Annotated in this window: 22 protein-coding genes and 1 riboswitch; of the genes, 15 read left to right on the plus strand and 7 right to left on the minus strand. The window is 40.2% G+C overall.

What is annotated here, in order from left to right:
- Positions 1 to 1,073: 1,073 nt before the first annotated feature.
- Positions 1,074 to 2,993: an alpha/beta hydrolase gene (locus tag K8L98_RS04185; protein WP_223439976.1), complete on the minus strand. Its 1,920-nt coding sequence runs from the start codon at positions 2,991 to 2,993 to the stop codon at positions 1,074 to 1,076.
- Between the two features lie 129 nt (positions 2,994 to 3,122).
- On the minus strand, positions 3,123 to 3,572 hold the full coding sequence (locus K8L98_RS04190) for an Rrf2 family transcriptional regulator (RefSeq protein ID WP_223439978.1): 450 nt from the start codon (positions 3,570 to 3,572) through the stop codon (positions 3,123 to 3,125).
- Positions 3,573 to 3,760: 188 nt separating this feature from the next.
- On the opposite strand from K8L98_RS04190, the gene hmpA reads away from it, so the two are divergent.
- The 4 genes from hmpA (at position 3,761) to K8L98_RS04210 (ending at position 8,723) form a co-directional block, all read left to right on the plus strand.
- Positions 3,761 to 4,975: an NO-inducible flavohemoprotein gene (gene hmpA / locus K8L98_RS04195; RefSeq protein WP_223439980.1), complete on the plus strand. Its 1,215-nt coding sequence runs from the start codon at positions 3,761 to 3,763 to the stop codon at positions 4,973 to 4,975.
- A 123-nt stretch (positions 4,976 to 5,098) separates the two neighbouring features.
- Entirely contained in the window at positions 5,099 to 6,304 is a 1,206-nt protein-coding gene (locus K8L98_RS04200; RefSeq protein ID WP_223439982.1) for an MFS transporter, read from the plus strand.
- Between the two features lie 342 nt (positions 6,305 to 6,646).
- A complete protein-coding gene (locus tag K8L98_RS04205; protein WP_223439984.1) occupies positions 6,647 to 8,056 on the plus strand; it encodes a SpoVR family protein in 1,410 nt (469 codons plus the stop codon).
- Positions 8,057 to 8,216: 160 nt separating this feature from the next.
- The gene (locus K8L98_RS04210) at positions 8,217 to 8,723 is read left to right on the plus strand and encodes a PCYCGC domain-containing protein (RefSeq protein ID WP_223439985.1); all 507 of its coding nucleotides are present in this window, start codon (positions 8,217 to 8,219) and stop codon (positions 8,721 to 8,723) included.
- Between the two features lie 488 nt (positions 8,724 to 9,211).
- Here the strand turns inward: K8L98_RS04210 and K8L98_RS04215 are convergent, their stop codons facing one another.
- Together K8L98_RS04215 and K8L98_RS04220 are read right to left on the minus strand one after the other, a co-directional pair.
- Positions 9,212 to 10,486 carry an MFS transporter gene (locus K8L98_RS04215; protein WP_223439986.1) on the minus strand — a complete coding sequence of 425 codons (1,275 nt, stop codon included), beginning with the start codon at positions 10,484 to 10,486 and terminating at the stop codon, positions 9,212 to 9,214.
- A gap of 303 nt (positions 10,487 to 10,789) precedes the next feature.
- Positions 10,790 to 10,963: a twin-arginine translocase TatA/TatE family subunit gene (locus K8L98_RS04220; RefSeq protein ID WP_223439987.1), complete on the minus strand. Its 174-nt coding sequence runs from the start codon at positions 10,961 to 10,963 to the stop codon at positions 10,790 to 10,792.
- A gap of 361 nt (positions 10,964 to 11,324) precedes the next feature.
- On the opposite strand from K8L98_RS04220, the gene K8L98_RS04225 reads away from it, so the two are divergent.
- From K8L98_RS04225 to K8L98_RS04260, 8 genes are all read left to right on the plus strand, one after another.
- Positions 11,325 to 11,771, plus strand: coding sequence for a MarR family winged helix-turn-helix transcriptional regulator (locus K8L98_RS04225; protein WP_223439988.1), 447 nt, complete (start codon positions 11,325 to 11,327; stop codon positions 11,769 to 11,771).
- Between the two features lie 101 nt (positions 11,772 to 11,872).
- Positions 11,873 to 13,258: an NAD(P)-binding domain-containing protein gene (locus tag K8L98_RS04230; RefSeq protein ID WP_223439989.1), complete on the plus strand. Its 1,386-nt coding sequence runs from the start codon at positions 11,873 to 11,875 to the stop codon at positions 13,256 to 13,258.
- Between the two features lie 67 nt (positions 13,259 to 13,325).
- Entirely contained in the window at positions 13,326 to 13,523 is a 198-nt protein-coding gene (locus tag K8L98_RS04235; protein WP_223439990.1) for a hypothetical protein, read from the plus strand.
- A 27-nt stretch (positions 13,524 to 13,550) separates the two neighbouring features.
- Positions 13,551 to 14,801: an MFS transporter gene (locus tag K8L98_RS04240; protein ID WP_223439991.1), complete on the plus strand. Its 1,251-nt coding sequence runs from the start codon at positions 13,551 to 13,553 to the stop codon at positions 14,799 to 14,801.
- Between the two features lie 160 nt (positions 14,802 to 14,961).
- A complete protein-coding gene (locus K8L98_RS04245) occupies positions 14,962 to 15,309 on the plus strand; it encodes an ArsR/SmtB family transcription factor (RefSeq protein ID WP_223439993.1) in 348 nt (115 codons plus the stop codon).
- Positions 15,310 to 15,324: 15 nt separating this feature from the next.
- Positions 15,325 to 16,620, plus strand: a complete 1,296-nt coding sequence (locus tag K8L98_RS04250; protein ID WP_223439995.1) for an arsenic transporter — start codon at positions 15,325 to 15,327, stop codon at positions 16,618 to 16,620.
- Positions 16,621 to 16,654: 34 nt separating this feature from the next.
- Positions 16,655 to 17,074, plus strand: a complete 420-nt coding sequence (gene arsC, locus K8L98_RS04255; RefSeq protein WP_223439996.1) for an arsenate reductase (thioredoxin) — start codon at positions 16,655 to 16,657, stop codon at positions 17,072 to 17,074.
- Positions 17,075 to 17,216: 142 nt separating this feature from the next.
- Positions 17,217 to 17,705 (plus strand): GNAT family N-acetyltransferase, encoded by a 489-nt coding sequence (locus K8L98_RS04260; RefSeq protein ID WP_252208087.1) that lies wholly within the window; start codon positions 17,217 to 17,219, stop codon positions 17,703 to 17,705.
- Positions 17,706 to 17,770: 65 nt separating this feature from the next.
- Here K8L98_RS04260 and K8L98_RS04265 read toward each other — a convergent pair whose 3' ends face one another.
- From K8L98_RS04265 to crcB, 3 genes are all read right to left on the minus strand, one after another.
- Complete coding sequence (locus K8L98_RS04265) at positions 17,771 to 18,859, minus strand: M42 family metallopeptidase (protein WP_420828824.1); 1,089 nt, start codon at positions 18,857 to 18,859, stop codon at positions 17,771 to 17,773.
- A gap of 66 nt (positions 18,860 to 18,925) precedes the next feature.
- Positions 18,926 to 19,285 (minus strand): fluoride efflux transporter FluC, encoded by a 360-nt coding sequence (locus K8L98_RS04270; RefSeq protein WP_223439997.1) that lies wholly within the window; start codon positions 19,283 to 19,285, stop codon positions 18,926 to 18,928.
- Positions 19,282 to 19,680: a fluoride efflux transporter CrcB gene (crcB, locus tag K8L98_RS04275; RefSeq protein ID WP_223439998.1), complete on the minus strand. Its 399-nt coding sequence runs from the start codon at positions 19,678 to 19,680 to the stop codon at positions 19,282 to 19,284. Before crcB ends, K8L98_RS04270 begins: the two co-directional genes overlap by 4 nt.
- Before the next feature lie 50 nt (positions 19,681 to 19,730).
- Positions 19,731 to 19,790: riboswitch (Fluoride riboswitch) on the minus strand.
- A 249-nt stretch (positions 19,791 to 20,039) separates the two neighbouring features.
- Here crcB and K8L98_RS04280 point away from each other — a divergent pair.
- The 3 genes from K8L98_RS04280 (at position 20,040) to K8L98_RS04290 (ending at position 23,865) form a co-directional block, all read left to right on the plus strand.
- Positions 20,040 to 21,434: a sensor histidine kinase gene (locus K8L98_RS04280; protein WP_223439999.1), complete on the plus strand. Its 1,395-nt coding sequence runs from the start codon at positions 20,040 to 20,042 to the stop codon at positions 21,432 to 21,434.
- Between the two features lie 456 nt (positions 21,435 to 21,890).
- Positions 21,891 to 22,043: a lmo0937 family membrane protein gene (locus K8L98_RS04285; RefSeq protein WP_223440000.1), complete on the plus strand. Its 153-nt coding sequence runs from the start codon at positions 21,891 to 21,893 to the stop codon at positions 22,041 to 22,043.
- A 169-nt stretch (positions 22,044 to 22,212) separates the two neighbouring features.
- A complete protein-coding gene (locus K8L98_RS04290) occupies positions 22,213 to 23,865 on the plus strand; it encodes a ribonuclease J (RefSeq protein ID WP_223440001.1) in 1,653 nt (550 codons plus the stop codon).
- Positions 23,866 to 23,879 lie beyond the last annotated feature (14 nt).

Genomic DNA, 23,879 nt, shown 5'->3' on the forward strand with positions numbered 1-23,879 from the left:
AGATCAGAGTGTTTAATTTTCAGCTTTGATACTCGAGATAATGATTGTTCAATTAAAACATTTGCTCTCTTTTCATCAATTTCGCTTAGGATTGGAAGTATGGGCATGAGGGAGATGTTGTTTATTTTTGTGAAATAAGACGAAAAAAGACCTGTTCACTTATCATGTGCAGGTCTTTACTTCGTGCTTGCGAAAATTTCTTATCGATTTTTTCTCTTATTAACGGAAAACATAAAGCAGCGGCAGTTGCATCTGTTTAGGGTGAAGAGGCATGAGGGCAGCTCAAAGAAATCTGGAGCAGCCACATTGATACTTTGCAGATTACGTATGAATTAAGCAAACACCGGTTTTGAGTACTCATAGAGTGCGTATGATTCCCCTATCAAGCAAACACCGGTTTTTGGGTACTCATAGAGTGCGTATGATTCCCCAAATCAAGCAAACACCGGTTTTTGGGTACTCATAGAGTGCGTATGATTCCCCAAATCAAGCAACACCGGCTTTTGGGTACTCATAGAGTGCGTATGATTCCCCAAATCAAGCAAACACCGGTTTTTGGGTACTAAAAGAGTGCGTATGATTCCCCAAATCAAGCAAACACCGGTTTTTGGGAACTCAAAGAGTGCGTATGATTCCCCAAATCAAGCAAACACCGGTTTTTGGGTACTCATAGAGTGCGTATGATTCCCCAAATCAAGCAAACACCGGCTTTTGGGTACTCATAGAGTGCGTATGATTCCCCAAATCAAGCAAACACCGGTTTTTGGGTACTCATAGAGTGCGTATGATTCCCCAAATCAAGCAAACACCGGTTTTTGGGTACTCATAGAGTGCGTATGATTCCCCAAATCAAGCAAACACCGGTTTTTGGGTACTAAAAGAGTGCGTATGATTCCCCAAATCAAGCAAACACCGGCTTTTGGGAACTCAAAGAGTGCATATGATTCCCCAAATCAAGCAAACACCGGCTTTTGGGAACTCAAAGAGTGCATATGATTCCCTTAGTCAAGCAAACACCAGCTTTTGGGTACTCATCCATGGCGTTAAAACATACATTTTTTAGCGAAGTTCCATTACTGCGCACGAAGACCATTTTCAAACATATATAACAAACCCTGTTCAAACCCTGCAGCCCAAACCTGCATCCCGTGGCCGCCGTTTAAAATTCTGAGTTCAGCCGGGCTTCCGGGCACAGGTTCCCATTTCTCAAAAGGCCGATTAAAGACATTCGATCTGTGCAGGAATTGATAGGAGGTGACTGCCTGAACTTCCATATTGTATTTGAAGGCATCCTCCGGCAAATCCTCTTTTTCACTTATATGATTCCAGTCATCGTCTCCGGTCATAATAAAAATCGGCACTTTGAAAGGCTGCTGGCCATATGCTTCAAGAGCTTTAGGATAGTTTAACGAATCCCATATTGCAGCATCAAAGGGATCTCCGAATGAACCTCGTTCAACTGCACCTGATGTTTTAGGTGCGTCGAAAGCCTGTATGGCAGGACTTAATAGCGACGTTCCGCCGAAGAGGTGAGGATAAACAAGAGAATAGCGCAGTGCTCCATATCCGCCCATTGAATAGCCAACCAGACCGCGCCCATTCCTGTCTGGAATCGTTTTAAAATCCTTATCTATTTTCTTTATCAAATCGTTTATAAATGCAGATTCCATATTTCCATATTTGAGAGAATCCACCCAATAGCTGTTGCCTGTCACAGGTGCAACAGCCATGACGGGTTCTATCTTTTTCTCTTCAATCATTTTATCTAAAATTGGCCAGAATTTGTCCCAGCTTTTTTCATCTCCATAAGAACCATGGAGCAAGTAGAGGACTGGATATTTTTTTTCAGCAGTGGGATTATATTCTTCAGGCAAGTACACGACATACTTCAATTCATCATCGCCAGGTGTTTCATCTTGGATCAGACTTGGTGCATGGAGTGAATAAGTATTTACAGTTCCTTTCTTTTCAGAGCTGTAGCTGTCAGGATCATAGATTGGAGAAAATTCAGGACTTTCAGCTTTTCCGAACATATACTTTAATCCTTCTTGAAATCCCTTCAGCCACACATCAAGTCCATGGCCGCCTCCTATGATTCTTAGTTCAGCGGGACTTGAGGGGACATCTTCCCACTTTTGAAAGTCTATGCTGAACAGGTTTTTCCTGTGGAGCTCCTGATACAGCTGCACAGCCTGAACCTCCATATTATATTTATATGCATCAGGAGGAAGGTCTTCTTTTTCATTCAAATGATTCCAGTCATCATCTCCTGATACAATATATACCGGTACCCGATAAGGCTGTTTAACGTAACTATTGATTGCAGTCGGGTAATTGTTTGCCTTCCACAGAGCAGGATCATATGGTTCTCCGAAACTGCCTCTTTCAACTGCCCCGGATGTAGCAGGAGGCTCTGCGTTTTGGATAGCAGGGCTTAAAAGAGTTGCTCCTGAAAAGAGATCAGGATAAACCATTGAATATCTGAGTGCTCCGTATCCGCCCATTGAATAGCCTGAAATAAATCTGCCGCTGCGGTCTGCAATAGAATTGTATTTCTTATCGATATGCGGAATTAAGTCATCTATAACGGCACTTTCATAATGACCGAACTTTTTAGAGTTTACCCAATAGGAATTGCCCGCTGCAGGTACTACTGCAATAAACGGTTCAATTTCTTTTTTTTCGATCATTTCGTCAAGCTTTCCAAAAAAATCATCCCAGCTGTTTTCATTTCCTTCGCTGCCATGCAGCAGATAAACGACCGGGTATCCATCAGAGCGTTTTTTATCATATCCTCTTGGAAGATAAATCTTATAGGTGAGCTTATTGTGCTTTGGCCGCTCATCTTTCAGCAAAGCTTTGGAAGTGATCGTTTCTACAACGGTTTTGCTTGCGGGATCATGCGGATTTTTTGCTGCAGTGAAAGAAGGAATTGTCAGGTTGATCATGATAAAGACAAAAAGAAGCACAAGCCATACTTTTTTGTTCCCCACTTTGGATCCTCCTTTTGAAATATTCCACTTTATATAGCTTATTTAAATGATCCTGATTTGATCATATAAGATTATTTACAAACTATTCTTATAGTCGAGCTCCAGATTAAAAATAAAAAAACTGCCTTATCAGCAGTTTTCTTCCATGTTATTTAATAATCGCACCAGCATCGGTTTGTTTTTAACCAGGTCTGCAAGCGTATAGCCGTCAAGCACTTCAAAATAAGCCTGCAGCGCTTTATGAAGCACCCCTTTTAATGTGCAGGCAGGGGATATCGTACATGCATTGCGTTCAGGATCGAAGCATTCCACAAGGCTGAAGTCGTCTTCGGTTTGACGGACGATGAACCCGATATTGATTTCTGAAGGATCTTTCGCCAGACGAATGCCGCCGCCCCGGCCTCTTATTGTTTCAATTACATTTAATTTGCCAAGCTCATAGGTTACTTTCATTAAATGATTTTTAGAGATTTGATAGGCTTCAGCTATTTCTTTTATATTGGATAGATTATCTTTTTCTTTTGCTGCCAGATAAATCAGCACCCGCAAAGAATAATCTGTATAGTTTGTTAATCGCATAAATTTCACATCGCCCCATTACATGAAGTACGTCTATCTTACCACAGCAGCAGAGACTTTAAAAAAAGTTGAATTTAAATTGTGACAGTTTTTCTAAAGATGTATTTGAAATATTGCTTTAAATGTTTTTTCGATCTAAGATAAAGATGTATTTTAAATACTACTTTAAAACGAAGGGGAGCATCGAAATGCTTACTCAAAAAACAATCGAAATTATTCAATCTACTGTTCCAGTTTTAGAAGAAAAAGGTGTAGAAATCACATCTGTTTTCTACAAAAATCTATTTGAAAGCCATCCTGAGCTGCTGAATATTTTCAATCATGCCAATCAGAAAAAAGGAAGACAGCAGACCGCCCTTGCAAATACGGTATATGCTGCAGCAAAACACATTCATCAGCTTCATATGATACTGCCGGCAGTGAAACAAATTGCTCATAAGCATAGAAGTCTGGGTGTAAAAGCGGAACACTATCCAATCGTTGGAGAACATTTGCTTCAGGCGATAAAACAAGTTCTTGGAGAGGCTGCAACGCCTGAAATCATAAATGCCTGGGCTGAAGCATATGGCGTCATTGCCGATGTATTTATCGAAGCGGAAAAAGAATTATATGAGGGCGCAGATTGGTCTGGATTCAAGCCTTTTAAAGTCGTGCGCATTGAGAAAGAAAGTGAATCGATCTCTTCTTTCTATTTAGAGTTGCCAGAAGGCCTTCCAGCTTTCAAGCCAGGCCAGTACATTTCCGTAAGAGTCAGCATTCCTGGTGAAACATATACGATGAACAGACAATATAGTTTGTCAGGCAGCAAAGATATGCCGCATTTAAGAATTTCAGTAAAAAGGGAAGGCGGACCCGAGACTGAAGCAGGGAAGGTGTCCAATTATCTTCATGATCATATAGCAGTCGGAGATATGATCGAAATCAGTGCCCCTGCAGGTGAATTTACATTAAATGAGGCTGCTGAAACACCTGTCACTTTTATAAGCGGAGGAGTAGGCATCACTCCATTTATGAGTATGCTGCACACTATTGCAGCTGAGCAGACAGAGCGGGAAGTGACGTTTGTCCATGCAACACAAAACAGCAGCACTCATGCATTTGTAAAAGAAACAGCATCATTATGTGCAAAGCTGCCTAACAGCAGAATGTTTGCCTTTTACAGCAGCCCGTTAGATCAGGATTGCACAGATCAGCGCTTTTATAAAGAAGGCTTAATCTCTAAAGATGATTTGGAGCGTATTCTGCAGAATAAAGAAGGAGATTTCTATATTTGCGGACCTGTATTATTCATGAAAGCCATGATTCAAAATCTGCTGTCTCTCGGTGTTGAAGGAGACAAGATTAACTACGAATTCTTTGGGCCGGCAATGGACTTAAAGATAGACGTTCAACCTGTTTCTTAATATCATAAAAAGTTCCAATCCTTTCTCGTTGACAGAATGACGCCAAACAACTTAACATAGTTAAGTATTTGAAAAATGAAATACCTGATGCAGCAGTTTATTATAGAAAGAGGGGCTGTCATTTTGTCAGCAGAACAAAAGAAAAAAATGTTTATTTTGATGATCAACATGTTTATTGCGATTGGAAGCTTTGGGATTATCATTCCCATTCTGCCTGCCTATCTGGAATCCATTAATCAGGGCGGTACAGCAGCGGGTTTAATGATTGCTATTTTTGCCGGAGCACAGCTTATCTTTTCTCCAATAGCCGGAAAATGGGCGGATGAATACGGCCGCAGAAAAATGATTATTTACGGGTTAATTGGATTGACTCTTTCCATGTTTGTCTTTTATGCAGTTGATTCCATTTGGTGGCTTTATGCTTCACGTGTGATTGGAGGAATCGGAGCAGCGCTGCTTGTTCCGGCAATCTTTGCATATGTTGCAGATATCACGTCAATGGATCAGCGGGCAAAAGGAAACAGTTTTGTTTCTGCAGCAATGTCGCTCGGCATCGTAGTAGGACCTGGAATCGGCGGATTTCTTGCAGATTTCGGCCTGAAAATGCCTTTTTTGATTTCGGCGATCGTATCTTTGGCAGCCGTGATTTTCTCTATCGTTGTCCTTGAAGAAAGCGAAACGAAGGATGTTTCCGCAATGGCTATGCCGCAAGATACTGAATCAATGGCTAAAAAGATGGTGCGCTCAGTGCGCATGCCGTATTTTGTCCCGCTTTTGATTACTCTTGTCATGAGCTTTGGCCTAATGGCTTACGAATCAGTGCTTGGCCTTTTTGTAGACAATCAATTTAATGCCACGCCGCAGCAAATCGCCCTTATGATTACATCAACGGGAATCATAAGTGTTATTGTCCAGCTATTTGTAGTGGACCGTGTAGTAAGGCGATTTGGTGAAGGAATGGTCCTGAACATTTTCCTTGCCATAGCATCCCTAGGATTTTTTCTGTCGCTGTTTGCTTCAAGCTATGTTCTTTTCTTTGGCGTTACACTGCTTATTTTCCTTGCAACATCTATCCTTCGTCCCGTGCTTAATACGCTTATCTCAAAAATGGCTGGAGACGAACAAGGTTTTGCAATGGGAATGAATAATGCCTATATGAGCATCGGGAATATTCTTGGACCAACACTTGCAGGTATGCTTTATGATGTTCAGATCGTGTATCCTTTCGTATTAGGTCTTGCCTTCCTTGTTGTGACGCTAGTTATGACAATCATTTGGCAAAAACGAACGCTAAAGCAAAATATGTATGTAAAGCCTGAACGGGTTTAAATAGAGTAAAAAGCATGGATCCTCCCATAAGGATTCATGCTTTTTTATTTGTATCGGAAATTTCTAATCTGCGCGCTAAAATGAAAGATACAATCAATAGAAAGAATAATGGCTCATTATACATAAGTTAAATCAGAAAAACCGTTCGCCAGTAAATTTCTGAAAATGGCTGAATGAATGAGAAAAATGGCTGGGAAAAACAAGATTTCGCTTTTAAAGTTTCCGTTTTTGCTGATTGGCGCCCTGCATTGCACCTGCTAACCTCTTTTCTGAACGGATTTCCTTCATCTTTTCCGCCCGCCATTCATACATTGTCTTAAAGACGAGATAGGGGGAAAACGCGTGAACGAAGCTTACAGAAAATCACTGGAATATGCCATTGCGGAAATCACGGAAATTGCAGATGGATTTGGACTTGACTATTATCCGATGCGGTATGAAATTTGTCCTGCTGATATCATTTATACATTTGGCGCTTACGGAATGCCGACCCGTTTTTCACACTGGAGCTTCGGAAAACAATTCTTCAAAATGAAGCTTCACTATGACCTTGGATTAAGCAAAATCTACGAATTGGTCATCAATTCGGATCCATGCTATGCATTTTTGCTTGATACCAACTCCCTGATTCAAAATAAATTAATTGTGGCTCACGTCCTTGCCCACTGTGACTTTTTCAAAAATAACAGCAGGTTTCAAAATACGAAGCGCGATATGGTTGAAAGCATGGCTGCGACAGCCGAACGGATTAAACAATATGAAATTGATCATGGCAGGGCAGAGGTAGAGACATTCTTGGATGCCGTGCTTGCAATTCAAGAGCATATCGATCCGTCCTTAATGCGGCCGAAGCTTTCCTGGACAATGGGAGATGCTGAGGAGGAGGATGTTAAAAAGGCTTCACCGTATGATGATTTGTGGAAATTGGATGATAAGGAAAAGCCAAAAGGAGCTCCTCCAAAAAAGAATAAGAAGTTTCCGCCATCACCTGAAAAGGACATCCTGCTGTTTATTGAAGAATACAGCAGGGACCTGGAAGACTGGCAGCGCGATATCCTTACGATGATGCGAGAGGAAATGCTCTATTTCTGGCCGCAGCTCGAAACAAAAATCATGAACGAAGGCTGGGCATCCTTCTGGCATCAGCGGATACTGAGAGAGCTTGACCTCACAACAGATGAATCCATTGAATTTGCAAAGCTGAATGCAGGTGTCGTTCAGCCGTCACGGACTGGTATTAATCCTTATTATTTAGGACTTAAAATTTTTGAAGACATCGAAGAACGCTACAACAATCCCACAGAAGACATGATAAGACGAGGGGTAGAGCCCAACTCTGGCCGAGAAAAAATGTTTGAAGTGCGTGAAGTCGAATCTGACTTGTCATTTATTCGAAATTATTTGACAAAGGATCTTGTTAATAGAGAAGACATGTATCTCTTTCAAAAGCAGGGAAGAGATTACAAGGTTGTCGATAAAGAGTGGGAAAATGTCCGAGACCAGTTAATCAACATGCGTGTAAATGGAGGGTTCCCGTACATTACAGTGAACGATGGGGATTACCTTAAGAATAATGAATTGTACTTGAAGCACTGGTACGAAGATATTGAACTCGATTTAAAATATCTTGAAAAAGTGCTTCCTTATATTCATCAGCTGTGGGGACGCGCAGTGCACATGGAGTCGATTCTGGAAGGGAAGCCTGTTTTGTTTACGTATGACGGGAAGGCGATTCACCGCAAGTATTTATAAAAAAGGAAGCAGCCTGCGCTGCTTTTTTTTGATGTACAAATTTTCAGGATTCAATTGATGTTTATTAAAGATATAATTAATGAAAGATTTGTGACTTTTCTTGCTAATGAGGGTTAGTAGTCCATAGAATAGATATAGATCTTTCTAGGAGATGTGAAAAATGAAAATCAGAGCCGTTTTATTAAGCAGTGCAACAGCTTTTACATTATTACTTTCAGCATGTTCTGATCAGCCAGAGGTAAAGGGAAGTACAAGTAATGAAGAACACGCTGACCATGGTGATCATTCTTCAACTGGAGACATTCGAGAAGAAACAAAAGGTCTTGGTTTCCTGCCTTCCTTTTTAGAGGACAAACCTGAAGATATGCAGTTAATTTATTCAGCAGCAGCAAAAAACAGAGAACTTTTAGAGAATATTCCATGTTACTGTGGTTGCGGTGAATCGGCAAACCATAAAAACAATTATGATTGCTTTGTTTATGAGAACAAGGAAAATGGAGCGATTGTCTGGGATGACCATGGAACAAAATGCGGAGTTTGTCTGGAAATAGCAGCACAATCCGTTTTACAGCTGCAGGGAGGAAAATCAATTAAAGAGATCAGATCTGAAATTGATGAGAAATATAAAGAAGGATACGCTAAACCAACTCCAACCCCAGAGGTTTAATAATAAAAAGATCATTTATCAACCAAGGAAACGACCGCCCAATTTTGGGATTTTCTTTATCTTTAGTGTTTTGATTGCTGCAATATTTGCTGCTATAACAAATGTAGGAATGAATATTCATATTCATTCGATAAAACTAGATACCATATTTATGAGTATGGCTATATGAGCCTTAACCTATGTTGTTTTCGTTGAAATATTGTATAAAGGCTTCAAAGAAATAACTTTTCAGTCACTTTTCATTTTTTTACTGGGTGTTTTAATGATCAAGGTCTATTTTCTTTTAGAGTGATTGGTTTTAGCTTTGCATGTTAATTGACTTGTATATTTTTTAATAAGACGAATTGCAGCAGATAACTTAAATAAGGGAACTCCCCCTTTATTTGGAGTTCCCTCAGTTATTCCTTTTTCGCACCGATTGCGGAATATGAAAAGAACAACTCAACTCTCAGATCGGTTTGGTGGACAGTATTCATTTTAAAATTTCATCATTCTTTTGTTCTGCGAGACCATATCACGGCTGGAATGAGTAATAAGGACAAAATTCCCCCAGTAAATGATAATGTTGTGTAACTTGAATTAGCTACTATCATTCCAGACATTGCTCCACCAGAAGCCCCTGCTAACGCAATAAAAACATCTACTGTCCCTTGAGTCTTGGCACGTGTTGAAGATTCTGTTGAATCGACAATTAGAGCGGTACCACATATCAAGCCAAAATTCCATCCTAATCCAAGTAAAGAAAGAGAAATAACTAGGAGAATCATAGAATCACTTGGTGCAATTGCCGCAATTACACCTGCAAGAAGTAAAGTAGCTCCAGATGCAATAGTCATAGCAGTTCGACCAATCTTATCTACAAGGATTCCCGTTATGAGTGAAGGGAGGAACATTGAACCTACATGCACACCAATAACAAGACCAATTTCACTTAAACCATGTCCATGATGTTTCATATGTACTGGTGTCATTGTCATAATGGCAATCATCACAATTTGGGTAAGGACCATAATGGTGGCACCAACTGCAATGCCTCGTTTATTATTTGCTTGTTCAGCAGCTGCCAAATTCTTTTTATGGTCACCATGTTCTTGTTTATATGCTTCTATCATTTTTGCCATTATGAATGGGTCTGGACGAAGCATAACGTAAAGGACAAGACCTGCTAAGATAAATGCGGCTGCGGCTAATATGAAAGGACCAGCAAGTGTCGGGACGCCAATAGAAAGGGCAAAATTGCCCATTACATCCACTAAGTTTGGGCCGGCAACTGCACCAAACGTTGTTGAAACCATCGCAATACTAACAGCAGTCCCTCGCTGTTTCTTATTTGCCAAGTCCGTGCCTGCATAACGAGCTTGTAAATTTGTCGCAGTACCTGCACCATAAATAAGCAGGGAAGCAAATAAGAGGAAAACACTATTTGTTATAGCTGCAATGACAACGCCAATCGCTCCAAGTCCTCCTGCCATAAAACCTGTCGTGAGACCTGTGCGACGTCCAAAACGTTGAGAAAGTCTCCCTACTAATAAAGCAGCTCCTGCAGAGCCTAACGTAAATAAAGCAGCTGGCAGTCCTGCAACTGCATCTGTTCCGAGCATTTGTTGTGCAAGAAGTGCACCTACAGTAATACCAGCAGCTAGTCCTGCCCCACCAAAAATTTGTGAAATACTCACAATGATTAACGTGCGTTTGTATAACAATTTTTGTTTTTCTGGAGAATCTATATAACTCTGGGTTGATTCATCCGATTTACTAGACATTTTTATACACCTTCTTTATAAAATTCGTTGCATATTTAGTGCTAAAAAAGGTGACAATCTTGTCAGCACATTTTACAATTATAGTATAGATTGAAGACTATGGTACTGAAAACCTCTGCGTTTTATTTACTTAACTTTTAAGTATATGGATTGGTAAAATTTATATGTATCTATAGTTCAAGAGTAGAGATGTAATGAGTTCTGTTTTGAAGTATAAAACAATTACATTCAAATCTAACTAGAAAGAAAAATAAGAGCCTGACGAAGGTTTCTCAGGCTCTTTAATGTATCTTAAAAAATTTGTTATTTTCCATTTTCTTTTTCATCATCTTTTCCATCATCCATCATTCCTTTAGTTGACTGCTTGAATTCTTTTAGGGGTGTGCCGACAGCTCTGCCAAGTTCCGGGAGCTTCTTAGGTCCAAAAAGGATTAATGCCATCGCTCCTATTAAAACAATACTACCTGGTCCTACCATGTAAATCCCTCCTTAGAATTTAACAAAAAATGCGGTGAAGTACATAATCAAGATTCCAATGGTAAAACAAGTCTCACTGCACTACACGATAAAAAAAGATACTGCAATTCTGAATCGTATAAACCACTTTTTATAGTGAAGACCCTGTTTATTATTAGAATGGATAGCTTTCACAAATTCTTTTACTGGAGATACTTGCTGAAATTTTGATTTCAACAATACTTTGTTGATCATTAAAAGGGCAGTTTACTAACGGCTGTTTTGGGCCAGTTACTTATTTAATGAAAAAACTGAAAAATAAGAAATAAAATACTTGCAAAATGCAAATAATAAGCGTATAACTAAAGTATGAGGTGATTAAATGGAAAACACTCGAGAACTATTTCAAATCATGACCCGGCGCTTTGGCTTACTAAATAAAAACTGCTGTACAGCAGGCGGAATTGATATTTCTTTAATTCAGAGCCATATTCTTTATGAAATTGAACATATGCATCAGCCGTCTGTTCAGCAAGTAGCTGACGTTCTCGGTACAGATATTACGACTTTCAGCCGTCAGATCCAATCTTTGATGAAGATGAACTTAATTAAAAAGACGCCGCATCCTGATGATAGAAGAGTTCATGTTCTTTCGCTGACAACCGAAGGGAAATTTGTTGCAGCAACAATTGATCATCAGATGAATGCTTATTTGGAAGAGGTCTTTTCTCACATGAATGAGTTTGAAAAAGAAACGGTCATTCGCTCAATCAAACTGCTGAATGCATCTATGGCAAAATCGAGCGTGTGCTGCACTCCTTTGGGGTGATTTCTTTTTGGTTAATAGTTGCAAAATGCAAATAATTATTTTGCATGATGCATACTAATAATTTTATTTGATTTAAATTTAATCATAAGGGAGGATTTTTTATGGAAAACCTTACTATCTCACTTAAAGCAAACGGGTGCTGTGCACCACAAAATCAATCTTTTCCAACAAAGGCTGAGGTGTCTCATGAGCCTAAATCAAAACTGCCCGTAGCCATTATTGGAGCAGGTCCTGTAGGTCTTGCAGCAGCTGCTCATTTAGTGAGCAGAGAAGAATCCTTTATCTTATTAGAAGCTGGTCAGCAGGCCGGTGCTAATATTTTAACCTGGGAACACGTTCGCTTATTTTCACCATGGCGGTATAACATTGATAAAGCGGCTTCAGCATTACTTGAATTACATGACTGGATTCATCCTGATCCAGAAGCATTGCCAACGGGAAAGGATCTTGCAGAGCAATATTTGCAGCCGCTATCAAACATTCCTGAAATTCAGCCGTATTTACACCTGAATACAAAGGTTTTATCCATTGGCAAAAAAGATACCGATAAAATGAAAACGGCAAATCGCGATGGAGTTCCGTTTATCATCTACGCAGAAAAAGACGGCATGTTTCAAACGTTTGAGGCAAGAGCGGTATTGGATGCAACAGGAACATGGGGGAACCCAAATCCATCTACTTCAAATGGAATATGGCTGAATGATGAAAAATCCCTTCGCAATCATATTTTTTATGGAATTCCTGATATATTGGGAAAAGAAAAAGAGCGGTATGCAAAAAAACGTGTGTCCGTTGTGGGCGGCGGCCATTCAGCAATTAATGCTTTATTAGAACTTGCAAAACTGAAAGAATCTTATCCTAATACAGAAATCATTTGGGTGATGAGAAGGCAAAGTGTTGAAGATGCCTATGGCGGGGAAGAAAAAGATGCTCTGGAAGCAAGAGGTGCATTGGGCAGCCGCATTCATCAGCTGGTTGATCAAAAGATGATAAAAGTAGAAACGCCATTTTTTATTCAGAACCTTAGAAGGTCTGAAAACGGTATAGATTTGATCGGTACACAAAATGGAAAACAGCGAACTCTTTCAGGAATAGACGAAGTCATTGTTAATACAGGCAGCCGTCCAGATCTTACAATAGTCAGTGAACTGCGTACATCAATCGATCCTTCAACCGAGAGTACTGAAGCTTTAGCCCCTCTCATTGATCCTAATATTCATAGCTGCGGAACTGTACGTCCGCATGGGGAGAAGGAACTTCGCCAGCCGGAAAAGAATTTTTATATGGTCGGTGCCAAGAGTTATGGCCGTGCGCCTACATTCTTGATGGCAACAGGATATGAGCAAGTCAGATCAGTTGTTGCATATTTAAGCGGAGATCATGCCGCAGCTGAAAAAGTTGAATTAGATCTTCCTGAGACGGGTGTGTGCAGTTTGAATAGTAAATCTTCTAAAACTTCCTGTGACGAGAGTAGTTCTTGCTGTTAATTGGAATAAGGGAGAATTCTGTTCTCCCTTTCTGTCTGAAAAATAAACTGGATAAAGGGGTGAGTGTATGGTGATCAATCACGCAGGCGCTTTAAGGACAGAGTATTTCATTGCCTATATGAACTTGATTATGAATGCATTTGAATGTTCCGTTGAACAGGCCCGCAATTTGACATTTGAACGCCTCTTTCAATCAAAAGAAGATTATTTAGGAAATGAAAGCTATAGACAATTTCTTAAGGCGTATGAAGCAATAAAACAATAGGAATTTGAAAGCAGGTGATAAGCTGCAATGGAGGATTCAAAAAGGAACGATCAGAATCAAAAAGTGATTACAATGGTTGCCATCATTACAGCACTAAGTTTACTTGGAGATTCCATGCTTTATATTGCCTTGCCTATATTCTGGAGAGAAGCAGGCCTCGACTCCATTTGGCAGGTGGGAATTCTTCTTTCCATCAATCGGTTTATTCGTCTGCCCTTTAATCCAATTGCAGGCTGGATTTATAAAAAAATCTCCTTAAAAACCGGGCTGATCATTGCAATCATTATTGGAGCATTTACTACGCTTGGATATGGTGTATTTAAGGGGTTTATCGCTTGGATTATCCTCCGTGGCTTATGGGGAATTGCCTGGTCATTTTTTCGGATCGGCGGACTTTCCTGTGTGGCATTATATGCGGATGAAAACCATCGCGGTGAAGCGATGGGGTTATACAACGGAATCTATCGTCTGGGCAGTTTGTTTGGAATGCTGCTTGGAGGATTGTTCGTTCCGGTTTTAGGTTTGACTTTGGTCTCTATTGTATTCGGCATGCTGACATTGGTTGGACTTCCGCTCATTTTATTTTCCTTTACAAAAAAGAACGATGCTCAAAAAGACACCAAATCAGATCCATTAATGCCCGCTGCCTTATCATTTGTATTTAAGCGGAAACTTCTCATTATCATCAGCGGCTTTTTTATTACCTTGCTGATTCAAGGAGTGCTGACCTCAACTTTAACTTCACTCATAGACTATCATTATGGTCAGGAAATCAGTTTCTTTGGCTTAATCGTCAGTGTGACTTTTTTATCAGGAATGATCCAGTCTGCAAGATGGATGTGGGAACCGTTCCTTGGCAGAAAAATTGGTTTCTTGTCGGATGGTCCCAACGGAAGAATTCCCTTATTTATCTTCTCCTGTATCTTCACAGCGGTTTTATTTGGAATGATTTCATACACCCTGCCCATATGGTTATGGACCATTGTGATGCTTTCAGTTTTATTAGGTGCTACAGCTATTTCTACGCTGTCAGATGCCCTTGCAATTGATGCAGCAAAGAGTGCAAATGTTGTTTCGTTCCTTACACTCTACTCAATCGTTCAGGATGTAGGAGCCGCATTGGGGCCATTCCTTAGTTACATGCTCATTGAGCTTAACCGCGGATTTATCTTTTTGTATTGGGGAGGAGCATGCGTATTTACAGCTATAGGACTTCTATGGTTTCTCCTATACCTTGATGAAAAGACAGCGGGATCAATTCATAACTTACATAGTTGATTTAAATTTTGAAGCTTGGAGTGTAAATCCAAGTTTTTTTGTTTTTTGATTTCAAAAAACGAATATGTTTACAATAAATTTACACAGTTTTTATATATAAGCACTTTATTATATAAGTGGAAAGTTATATAATGATTTTCGACATGGAGGTGCTGGTAATTTGGAAGTGAGTTCAACGCTTGATGTTCAGAAGGTGTCTCAAATACTTAAATTGCTTGGAGATAAAACACGTCTCACGATGATGAAAATGCTCGAGACAAATGATTGCTGTGTCTGTGAATTTACAGCGATTTTTAAAACAAGTCAGCCAGCAATCAGTCAGCATTTGCGTAAACTTCGTGATGCAGGATTGGTAAAAGAAAACCGGAAAGGCCAATGGATTTTTTATTCCACGAATAAAGAGAATGAATACTATCCAATCATTAAAGGATTATTAAATTATTTACCTGCACAAGATAACTTATTAATAGAACTAGAAGCACAAGGATTGCGTATTACCTGTGAATAGAGAGGGGAAGAAAGATTGACTTCAGTACTTTTAGCATCCATCATTTTTCTTTTAACTCTCATCTTAGTGATTTGGCAGCCTAAAAATCTCTCCATCGGCTGGTCAGCCTGTGGAGGAGCTTTAGTTGCTTTATTAGTTGGAGTAGTTGATTTTGGTGATGTCATGGATGTCACGTCGATTGTCTGGAATGCGACACTTGCATTTATTGCAATTATTATCATCTCTCTGATCTTAGATGAGATTGGTTTCTTTGAATGGTCTGCCTTGCATATGGCAAGAGCAGCAAGAGGAAACGGCGTAAGAATGTTTGTTTACGTATCGATTTTAGGAGCACTTGTCGCTGCGTTCTTTGCGAATGACGGTGCCGCTCTCATTTTAACTCCTATTGTTCTTGCAATGGTCCGGAACCTGAATTTCGAAGAGAAAATGGTCTTTCCATTTATCATCGCAAGCGGGTTTATCGCTGATACAACGTCATTGCCGCTTGTAGTCAGTAACTTAGTGAATATCGTTTCTGCTGATTACTTTGATATTGGTTTTATCGAATATGCTTCAAGAATGATTGTTCCTAACTTTTTTTCTTTAGGTGCGAGTATCCTCGTTTTATACTTGTTCTTCCGTAAAAGCATACCGAGAAATTATAACCTTGGTGATTTGAAGACTCCAAAGGCTGCGATTAAAGACGAAAAGATGTTCCGCCTTTCTTGGATCGTGCTAGGGGTTCTGCTCATTGGATATTTTATTAGTGAGTTATTGCATATCCCAGTATCTATTGTTGCTGGTGTCGTCGCCATTTTCTTCTTGGCTATGGCTAGACGCAGCCCAGCTGTTCATACCAAAAAAGTTTTAAAAGGGGCTCCATGGGCGATCGTTTTCTTCTCTATTGGGATGTATGTCGTCGTGTATGGTCTCAGAAATGCCGGATTAACGGCTGTTTTAGCTGATGTGATTCAGGCAGCAGCTGATCAAGGGTTATTTGTCGCAACCATTTCAATGGGCTTCATTGCCGCAGTCTTATCTTCGGTCATGAACAACATGCCGACTGTCATGATTGATGCATTAGCCATCGCAGGTACAGATACTGCGGGCACGCTAAGAGAAGCATTGATTTATGCAAATGTGATTGGTTCAGATTTAGGACCTAAAATTACGCCAATCGGTTCTCTTGCCACGCTTTTATGGCTCCATGTTTTGAGCTTGAAAGGCGTCAAAATCTCTTGGGGCAAGTACTTTAAAACAGGTATCATCTTAACGATTCCAACCTTGTTTATTACTCTAATTGGACTCTATCTGTGGCTGCTCATCATATAAAACATCAAACTCAACTTAAAAGGAGACAACAACTATGTCTAAAAAAACAATCTACTTCTTATGTACTGGGAACTCTTGCAGAAGCCAAATGGCAGAAGGCTGGGCAAAAAAACATCTTGGCGAAGAGTGGGATGTGAAAAGTGCCGGACTTGAAGCACATGGATTAAATCCAAACGCTGTAAAGGCAATGAAAGAAGTTGGGATCGATATTTCAAACCAAACATCAGATGTGATTGATCCTGAAATCTTAAACAATGCGGATTTGATTGTTACACTTTGCGGACATGCAGCTGACAATTGCCCTGTAACACCTTCACATATCAAACGCGTACACTGGGGATTTGATGACCCAGCGAAAGCAGAAGGATCAGAAGAAGAAAAATGGACGTTCTTCCAGCGTGTACGTGATGAGGTTGGCGAAAGAATTGAGCGTTTTGCCAAGACTGGCGAATAATAAAACTGAAAACGCCGCTTCATTTTTTCGAGGCGTTTCTTCTGTCATGTTAAAGTCTCAGAAATGAGGCTTTTTTCTTTTAAAAGAAAAAGCTGAATTTTATAATAAATTAGAAGGAAACAAGAGATTGAGGGTGCTTGTATTGAACTATCAAATTAAAGAAATGATTGACAGCGACTGGGATCAGGTTAAAACTATCTATCTTGAAGGCATTGCGACTGGTCATGCAACATTCGAAACGGATGCGCCTTCTTGGAAAAGCTGGAACGAAAGTCATTCAAAAACGTGCCGGCTTGTCGCTAAAGACGGAAATAAAACCCTTGGCTGGGCGGCATTAAGTCCTGTCTCAGGGAGACGCGTGTACGCAGGTGTAGCAGATGTCAGCATTTATATCAGCCAATCATACAAGGGACAGGGGATTGGAACTGCCCTGCTGCGTTCCATGATAGAATTAAGCGAAAAAGAAGGATTTTGGACACTTCAGTCAGCAATTTTTCCTGAAAACACTTCGAGCATAATATTACATAATAAGGCGGGTTTCAGAGAAGTTGGGATTAGAGAACGCTTAGGCAAAATGAATGGAGTTTGGAGAGATGTAGTCCTATTAGAAAGACGAAATGGGATTCTTTAATCTTTCAAGATGAAAAATAAAAAACGAAGAGTTCCTAAACAGTCTCTTCGCTTTTACTATTAAATTCAATGGATTTTCCCATTCATCTCTATTATTTGCTTAACTGTTTTTTCATCCAGTCGTTTGATGACTTCATAAAGAAGTTCAACTGCATGATCCAGATCGTCTTTGTGTACGATGGAAACGTGGCTGTGAATATATCTTGCCGGAACGCTGACTACCAGTGTAGGAACCCCCTGATAACCAAGGTGGAATTTCCCTCCATCGGTTCCTCCGCCAGGCATGATATCTACTTGGTACGGGATTGAGAGATCTTTTGCCACACCGACGACAAAATCACGGAGTTTTGGATGAGGGATCATGCTTGCATCGTAAAAGCCGAGCAATGGCCCTTTTCCTAATACCGTATATCCTTCTTTCTCTTTCATTCCGGGTGTATCGCCAGCTACTCCAACATCAAGTGCAAACGATAGATCAGGATTGACTTTATTGACTAAAGTCTGTGCTCCTCTCAGGCCCACTTCTTCTTGTACAGTGGCCCCTGCATATAAAATATTTGATGCCTTTTTATCTGCAGCGATTTTCTCTAATGTTTTCAGGGCTACGTAGCAGCCCGCACGGTTATCCCAATTCCGGGCAAGCAGAAACTTAGGATTTGGCAGCACTTCGAATGGGCAGACAGTAGCGATCGGATCGCCGGCCTGAACACCAAAACTCTCTGCTTCTTCTTTGCTTGATGCACCAATATCAATAAACATATTTTCGGGCTTCAGCACATTTTTGCGTTCTTCTATGGATAGAACATGAGGTGCCTTAGAACCGATGACACCTGTCAAATCTCCTTTTTTCGTCAGTACTTTTACGCGCTGCGCAAGCATGACATGACCCCACCATCCGCCTAACGTCTGAAACCTTAAAAACCCGTCATTCGTAATGGTTTTTACCATAAGGCCGACTTCATCCATATGACCGGCGATTAAGATTTTCGGGCCTTTTTTTCCCGTAACTCCAACAATACTTCCAAGATGATCTTTTTGTATCTCAGGTGTAATTTGACTTATGTTTTCTTCTAGCACCTTATGAATCCTTGCTTCAAAACCTGAAGGTCCTTCAGTTTCGGTTAATTGTTTCAACAGCTGTAAGTCTTTTTCCACTATACATCCCTCCATTAAGTAGGATGCCATGGATCAGGAGATTCTACGCTTATTTTTATGCGGCATTTAAAGTTCGTTCATTCCGATTACTAATCCTATAAATGCCAGTAATAGCCCGCCTCCATATGAGAAGAGGAGATATTTTATAAGAACAGGCTTGTTTTCCTTTTCTCTCAGCTGGATATTCTCCAGTTTGAATGTGGAAAACGTTGTAAAAGCTCCCATAAATCCAATGCCGAACATCGAATAAAAGCTTTCAGAAACCCCTTCTCCAGTCATCCACCCGAGCAAGAATGAGCCGGCTAAATTGACCGTGAGTGTGCCGGCCGGAAATCCAGTCTGACTTTTTATATTCAACCGTGAGCTGATGATAAAACGGGCAATTGCCCCTAAACATCCGCCTGCGGCAATTAATAATAAGTTCATGATGCAGCTTCGCCTCTTTTCTTGAACATGCGGCGTCCCAGGTTGTATCCGCACCACGTCACGAAAAGCCCTCCTGCAAAACTGAGCAGCACATAGATAAACGCCATGAGGATTGAACCGCTCCGAAGCAGCAGAACTGTCTCAACACTAAACGTGGAAAAGGTTGTGAATGAGCCGACAAGACCTGTTCCGAGCCCTGCTAAAATATGAGGATGAAAGAGCTTCAGCCTCACAATACTAGTTGTAAACCATCCGAGAATAAAGCAGCCAATTAAATTCGCAAGAAGGGTTCCCAAGGGAAAACCATCGCTGAGCCAAGGGTGGGTAAGTACGCCTAAAGAATACCTAAGCAAACTGCCAATTATTCCACCGGCACCGATCAATAAATAAATCATCTTGCAAACCTCCAATTTCAGATAAAAAAATAGACTCCTGCCCACATTGATTATGAGCAGGAGTCATCAGCACAGAGGCGGTTGCGGCGAACGCCATCGCCTATCATCATGTCTTAATAGCCTTATTTTAATAATGAACCTCATCTTTTTCAAGTTTTTGTCATTGGAACTCTTTATAAAAACTCATAAAAACTTCACATCATTGTTATAAAATAAGGATTATACTTTGGTATAGAACTTTAAAGCTGGGTCTGAATTGAGTATACAATAAAGGTTATCATCATTGATGATGAAGAAACAATGACACATACCTCATTCAAACAACATGGGGTGTAGGCTATAAATTTGAGGTGTAATGATTGAAACGTCTGAACTTAAGCCAGAAAGTGCTGATGCTGATCGGCATCTGCATCATTTTCAGTATCTTATTCTCGTTCTTTTTTCTTCATTTTTTATATAAAGAATTGTACTTTAACAGCATTAAAGAGTCTGTCATTTATCAGGGCGAGCGAACTGCCGCCCACTATCATTACGGTTCTCTGAGTGATGAAATTATTGAAAAAATTCACTGGTACAATGTCGTCTCTGAATATGAAGTGATTGTACTGGATGATATTGATGATTTAAGCACGTATTTTCCCTATGAAGTGAATTATGAAGCTCTCATAACAGGAGAAGACCGCAAAATCCTAGAAAATGGAGATTACATTGTAAAGGATGGCTACGTAAAAGAATTGAACCGTGAAATTATTGGCGCCGTCTTCCCGATTATGGGCGATAAAGGGCTTATAGGTTTTATCTATATATATGTTCCATTAGCAGATCTTCAAGAAGTATTCGAAGGCAGTCTGCCCATTCTTCTGCTTGTAGGCTCGCTCTTTTTTATGATACTCTTTTTAGCCGTTAATCAAATTCGGCGATCCCTTTTTCAGCCGCTGAATGAGTTTCAGGAATTTTCAAGAGAGGTGTCAAAGGGCAATTACTCGAATCGCCTTCTAAACAAAAATCATGATGAAATTGGGCAGCTGGCGCACGCCTTCAATTCCATGAGTCAGTCGCTTGAGGAGCAAGAAGCCAGGAAAAAAGAGTTTCTTGCAAATGTCGTGCATGAGCTTCGAACGCCTCTAACTTATATTGGAGGTTATAGTCAGGCACTTAAACACCAAATGTATGCCTCACCAGAAGAAGCGGATCATTATTTGATGACGATTGAAAGAGAGACAAATCGCCTGAATAAGCTGATAACCGATTTAATTGACCTTGATCATCTTCAGGAAAACATGTACACGCTGAATGCTGAACCTATAGCGATTGTTCAGCTGTTTTTAGATACCCTTGCATTATTTGATATCAGAATTAATGAAAAGAAGCTAAAAACAGAACTGGATATTCATGAAGATCTAGTCGTTACAGGAGATCCAAAACGGCTGCAGCAAGTGTTCTACAATCTCCTGGATAATGCTATAAAGTATTCTTCGGAGGAAAGCTATATTAATATGACCCTTACTGAGGAAAACAAACAGCTATTGTTTCGTCTGAACAATAAGGGAAATGAAATATCAGAAGATGATCTGGCCCACATAGGAGAACGTTTTTTCCGTACGGACAAAGCAAGAAGCCGAATGACAGGCGGAACGGGTCTTGGTATTTCAATAGTAAAAGAAATCGTCAGGCTGCATGAAGGTGAATTTATGATCAGCAGCGATAAATCAAACGGAACAACTGTAACTGTATTACTGCCGGGACTATTATAATTCCGCTAAACCGTCCGATTTTTTTGGACGGTTTTTCGCTGTTGATTAAAAGTGAAGTTTCTATTCTTAGTCATTGATAAGATCAAAGAGTATGAGTGGTATCGCTTGAAATGGAAAAAAGTGTCCCAAACGCTTTTTCTGAGTCTCACAAAACACTTCAATCAAAAGAAAAATGAGACTTCAATCATACCAGTGTGAAGCGGTAATGGGGGAGAAGATGAATAAAAAACCACAGCCGCCAATTGATTAGATTGGCTGTCAGCTCCTTTATAATGTGGAGAAAGCGTAAGCATCAAGGGAAATCAGGTGCATCAGTTTAATCAAAGAGGCCCCGCAGGGAAACATCATTAAAGGAAATTAAACAGGCCGTAAGCTGAAAGTAAAAGTTTCATTTAATAAAATGGAGGGAAGATAACCTTTAATTAAAATAATTAAGAGAGAAAGAAGGAAAATGCGATGTTATGGACGATAATTGGACTATTACTTTTATTTTGGGTGCTCGGTCTTGTATTTAATGTAGTTGGAGGAATCATTCACGTTCTTCTTGTTCTTGCTGTGATTGTATTTCTTTATAACTTTTTTGTGAAAAGACGCAAAACGAGGGTTTAAATTGAAAAGAAGACTGAGGTGAAGGCACAATGCGTGCTTTTGTCTCAGTCTTTTTTTATACCGTTTTATTAATGCCTTTCTTAGGCAGAAGGTGTGATACAATTAAATAATAGCTGTAAAAATAATGACTCGGAAAAAGAAAGTGATCAACAGTGCTAGGAGACTAAACATGACAGTAGAGAAAAATGTAAAGATTATTCCGCTTGGCGGAATGGGTGAAATCGGGAAAAATATGTACCTCGTCGAATATGAAGGTGAGATTGTGATTGTCGATTCAGGAGTAAAATTCCCTGACGAAGAATTAAGAGGCGTAGATTACATCATCCCTGATTATACATACTTAGTGAAGAATGCCCATAAAGTAAAAGGGCTTTTTATCACTCATGGACATGAAGATCATATTGGCGGTGTGCCTTTCTTATTGAAAAAGCTGAATGTTCCTGTATTTGCAGGAAGACTAGCTATGGGATTTATCAGAAGCAAGCTTGATGAGCATAACCTGCTCAGAGATGCAGAGCTGCATGAAATTACAGAAGAAAGTACGATCAATCTTGAAAGTCTGAAGGTCACGTTCTTCCGGACCACCCACAGTATTCCGGATTCGTTTGGCGTAGTCATCCATTCGCCAATAGGGAACATTGTTCACACTGGCGATTTTAAATTCGATTTGACACCGACAGGGCCGGAGCAGGATTTATCAAGGGTTGCCAAGGTTGGGCAAGAAGGTGTCCTTTGTTTGCTATCCGACAGTACTAACAGTGAAGTACCCGGTTTTTCTGTATCTGAAAAAAAGATCGGGCAAAATATTTTAGATTTGGTCCGAAAACAGTCCGGGCGGATTATTGTTGCCTTATTTGCATCTAATGTCTTTCGCCTTCAGCAGGTGATTAAAGCATCTGTTGCCTGCGGCAGGAAGGTAGCCTATACAGGAAGAAGCATGGAAAGAGCGATATCAATCGGCCTTGAACTTGGCTATATTGAAGCGCCAAGCGGAACGTTTATTGATCCGGATGAAATCAGTTCCTATAAAAACAACGAACTGACAATCCTGTGCACAGGCAGCCAGGGGGAGCCTTTTGCAGCTCTTTCAAGAATTGCAGAGGGAAAACATCGCCACATCCATATTGAGGAAGGCGATACCATTATTTTTTCATCTTCCCCTATACCGGGCAATGTTCTAAGTGTAAACAGAATTATCAACAAGCTGATGAAAGCCGGAGCAGATGTTATTGATAATAAGCTCTATGACATTCATACCTCAGGACATGGCGGGCAAGAGGAGCTCAAGCTTATGCTGAAGCTGCTGAATCCAAAATTCCTGGTGCCGATTCACGGTGAATACCGCATGCAGAAAATGCATCAGACACTTGCAATGGAGTGCTTTATTCCAGAAGAAGACATATTCATTTTAGACAATGGACATGTCTTAAATGTTTCCAGCGATAAGGCGTATCCTGCTGGGAAAGTGCCGGCGCGTTCTGTCTATGTGGACGGAAACGGAATCGGAGATGTTGGAACATCTTTACTTGGCGAACGCAAGCAGCTTGCAGACAGCGGAATCATTTCCATTCTGATCTTTAAAAATGGAGAAGCTATCATCCGCAAACCGCAGATCATTTCAAGAGGCTTTGTTTACTTAAGAGAATCCAATGATTTCATTGTGGAAATTGAAGCATTGGCTGCTGCTGTTATCAGGGAAGATAAAATTGTTGGGGATATCGAGAAACATTTGAATTCAGTGATTTCCGATTTTATATATAAAAGACTTAAAAGATCTCCTATTGTTGTTGTTAAAGTGATTGATGTGAAAAAAGAAAAATAACACAAGCTAAAGCT

The organism is Metabacillus dongyingensis, from assembly GCF_019933155.2.
Lineage (GTDB): Bacteria > Bacillota > Bacilli > Bacillales > Bacillaceae > Bacillus_P > Bacillus_P dongyingensis.

Excerpts from the sequence above, each read along its gene's own strand:
- K8L98_RS04190 (WP_223439978.1), bottom strand. The coding sequence starts at position 3,572 with ATGCGATTAACAAACTATACAGATTATTCTTTGCGGGTGCTGATTTAT.
- hmpA (WP_223439980.1), top strand. The coding sequence starts at position 3,761 with ATGCTTACTCAAAAAACAATCGAAATTATTCAATCTACTGTTCCAGTT.
- K8L98_RS04210 (WP_223439985.1), top strand. The coding sequence starts at position 8,217 with ATGAAAATCAGAGCCGTTTTATTAAGCAGTGCAACAGCTTTTACATTA.
- K8L98_RS04215 (WP_223439986.1), bottom strand. The coding sequence starts at position 10,486 with ATGTCTAGTAAATCGGATGAATCAACCCAGAGTTATATAGATTCTCCA.
- K8L98_RS04220 (WP_223439987.1), bottom strand. The coding sequence starts at position 10,963 with ATGGTAGGACCAGGTAGTATTGTTTTAATAGGAGCGATGGCATTAATC.
- K8L98_RS04225 (WP_223439988.1), top strand. The coding sequence starts at position 11,325 with ATGGAAAACACTCGAGAACTATTTCAAATCATGACCCGGCGCTTTGGC.
- K8L98_RS04230 (WP_223439989.1), top strand. The coding sequence starts at position 11,873 with ATGGAAAACCTTACTATCTCACTTAAAGCAAACGGGTGCTGTGCACCA.
- K8L98_RS04235 (WP_223439990.1), top strand. The coding sequence starts at position 13,326 with ATGGTGATCAATCACGCAGGCGCTTTAAGGACAGAGTATTTCATTGCC.
- K8L98_RS04240 (WP_223439991.1), top strand. The coding sequence starts at position 13,551 with ATGGAGGATTCAAAAAGGAACGATCAGAATCAAAAAGTGATTACAATG.
- arsC (WP_223439996.1), top strand. The coding sequence starts at position 16,655 with ATGTCTAAAAAAACAATCTACTTCTTATGTACTGGGAACTCTTGCAGA.
- K8L98_RS04270 (WP_223439997.1), bottom strand. The coding sequence starts at position 19,285 with ATGAACTTATTATTAATTGCCGCAGGCGGATGTTTAGGGGCAATTGCC.
- crcB (WP_223439998.1), bottom strand. The coding sequence starts at position 19,680 with ATGATTTATTTATTGATCGGTGCCGGTGGAATAATTGGCAGTTTGCTT.
- K8L98_RS04285 (WP_223440000.1), top strand. The coding sequence starts at position 21,891 with ATGTTATGGACGATAATTGGACTATTACTTTTATTTTGGGTGCTCGGT.
- K8L98_RS04290 (WP_223440001.1), top strand. The coding sequence starts at position 22,213 with ATGACAGTAGAGAAAAATGTAAAGATTATTCCGCTTGGCGGAATGGGT.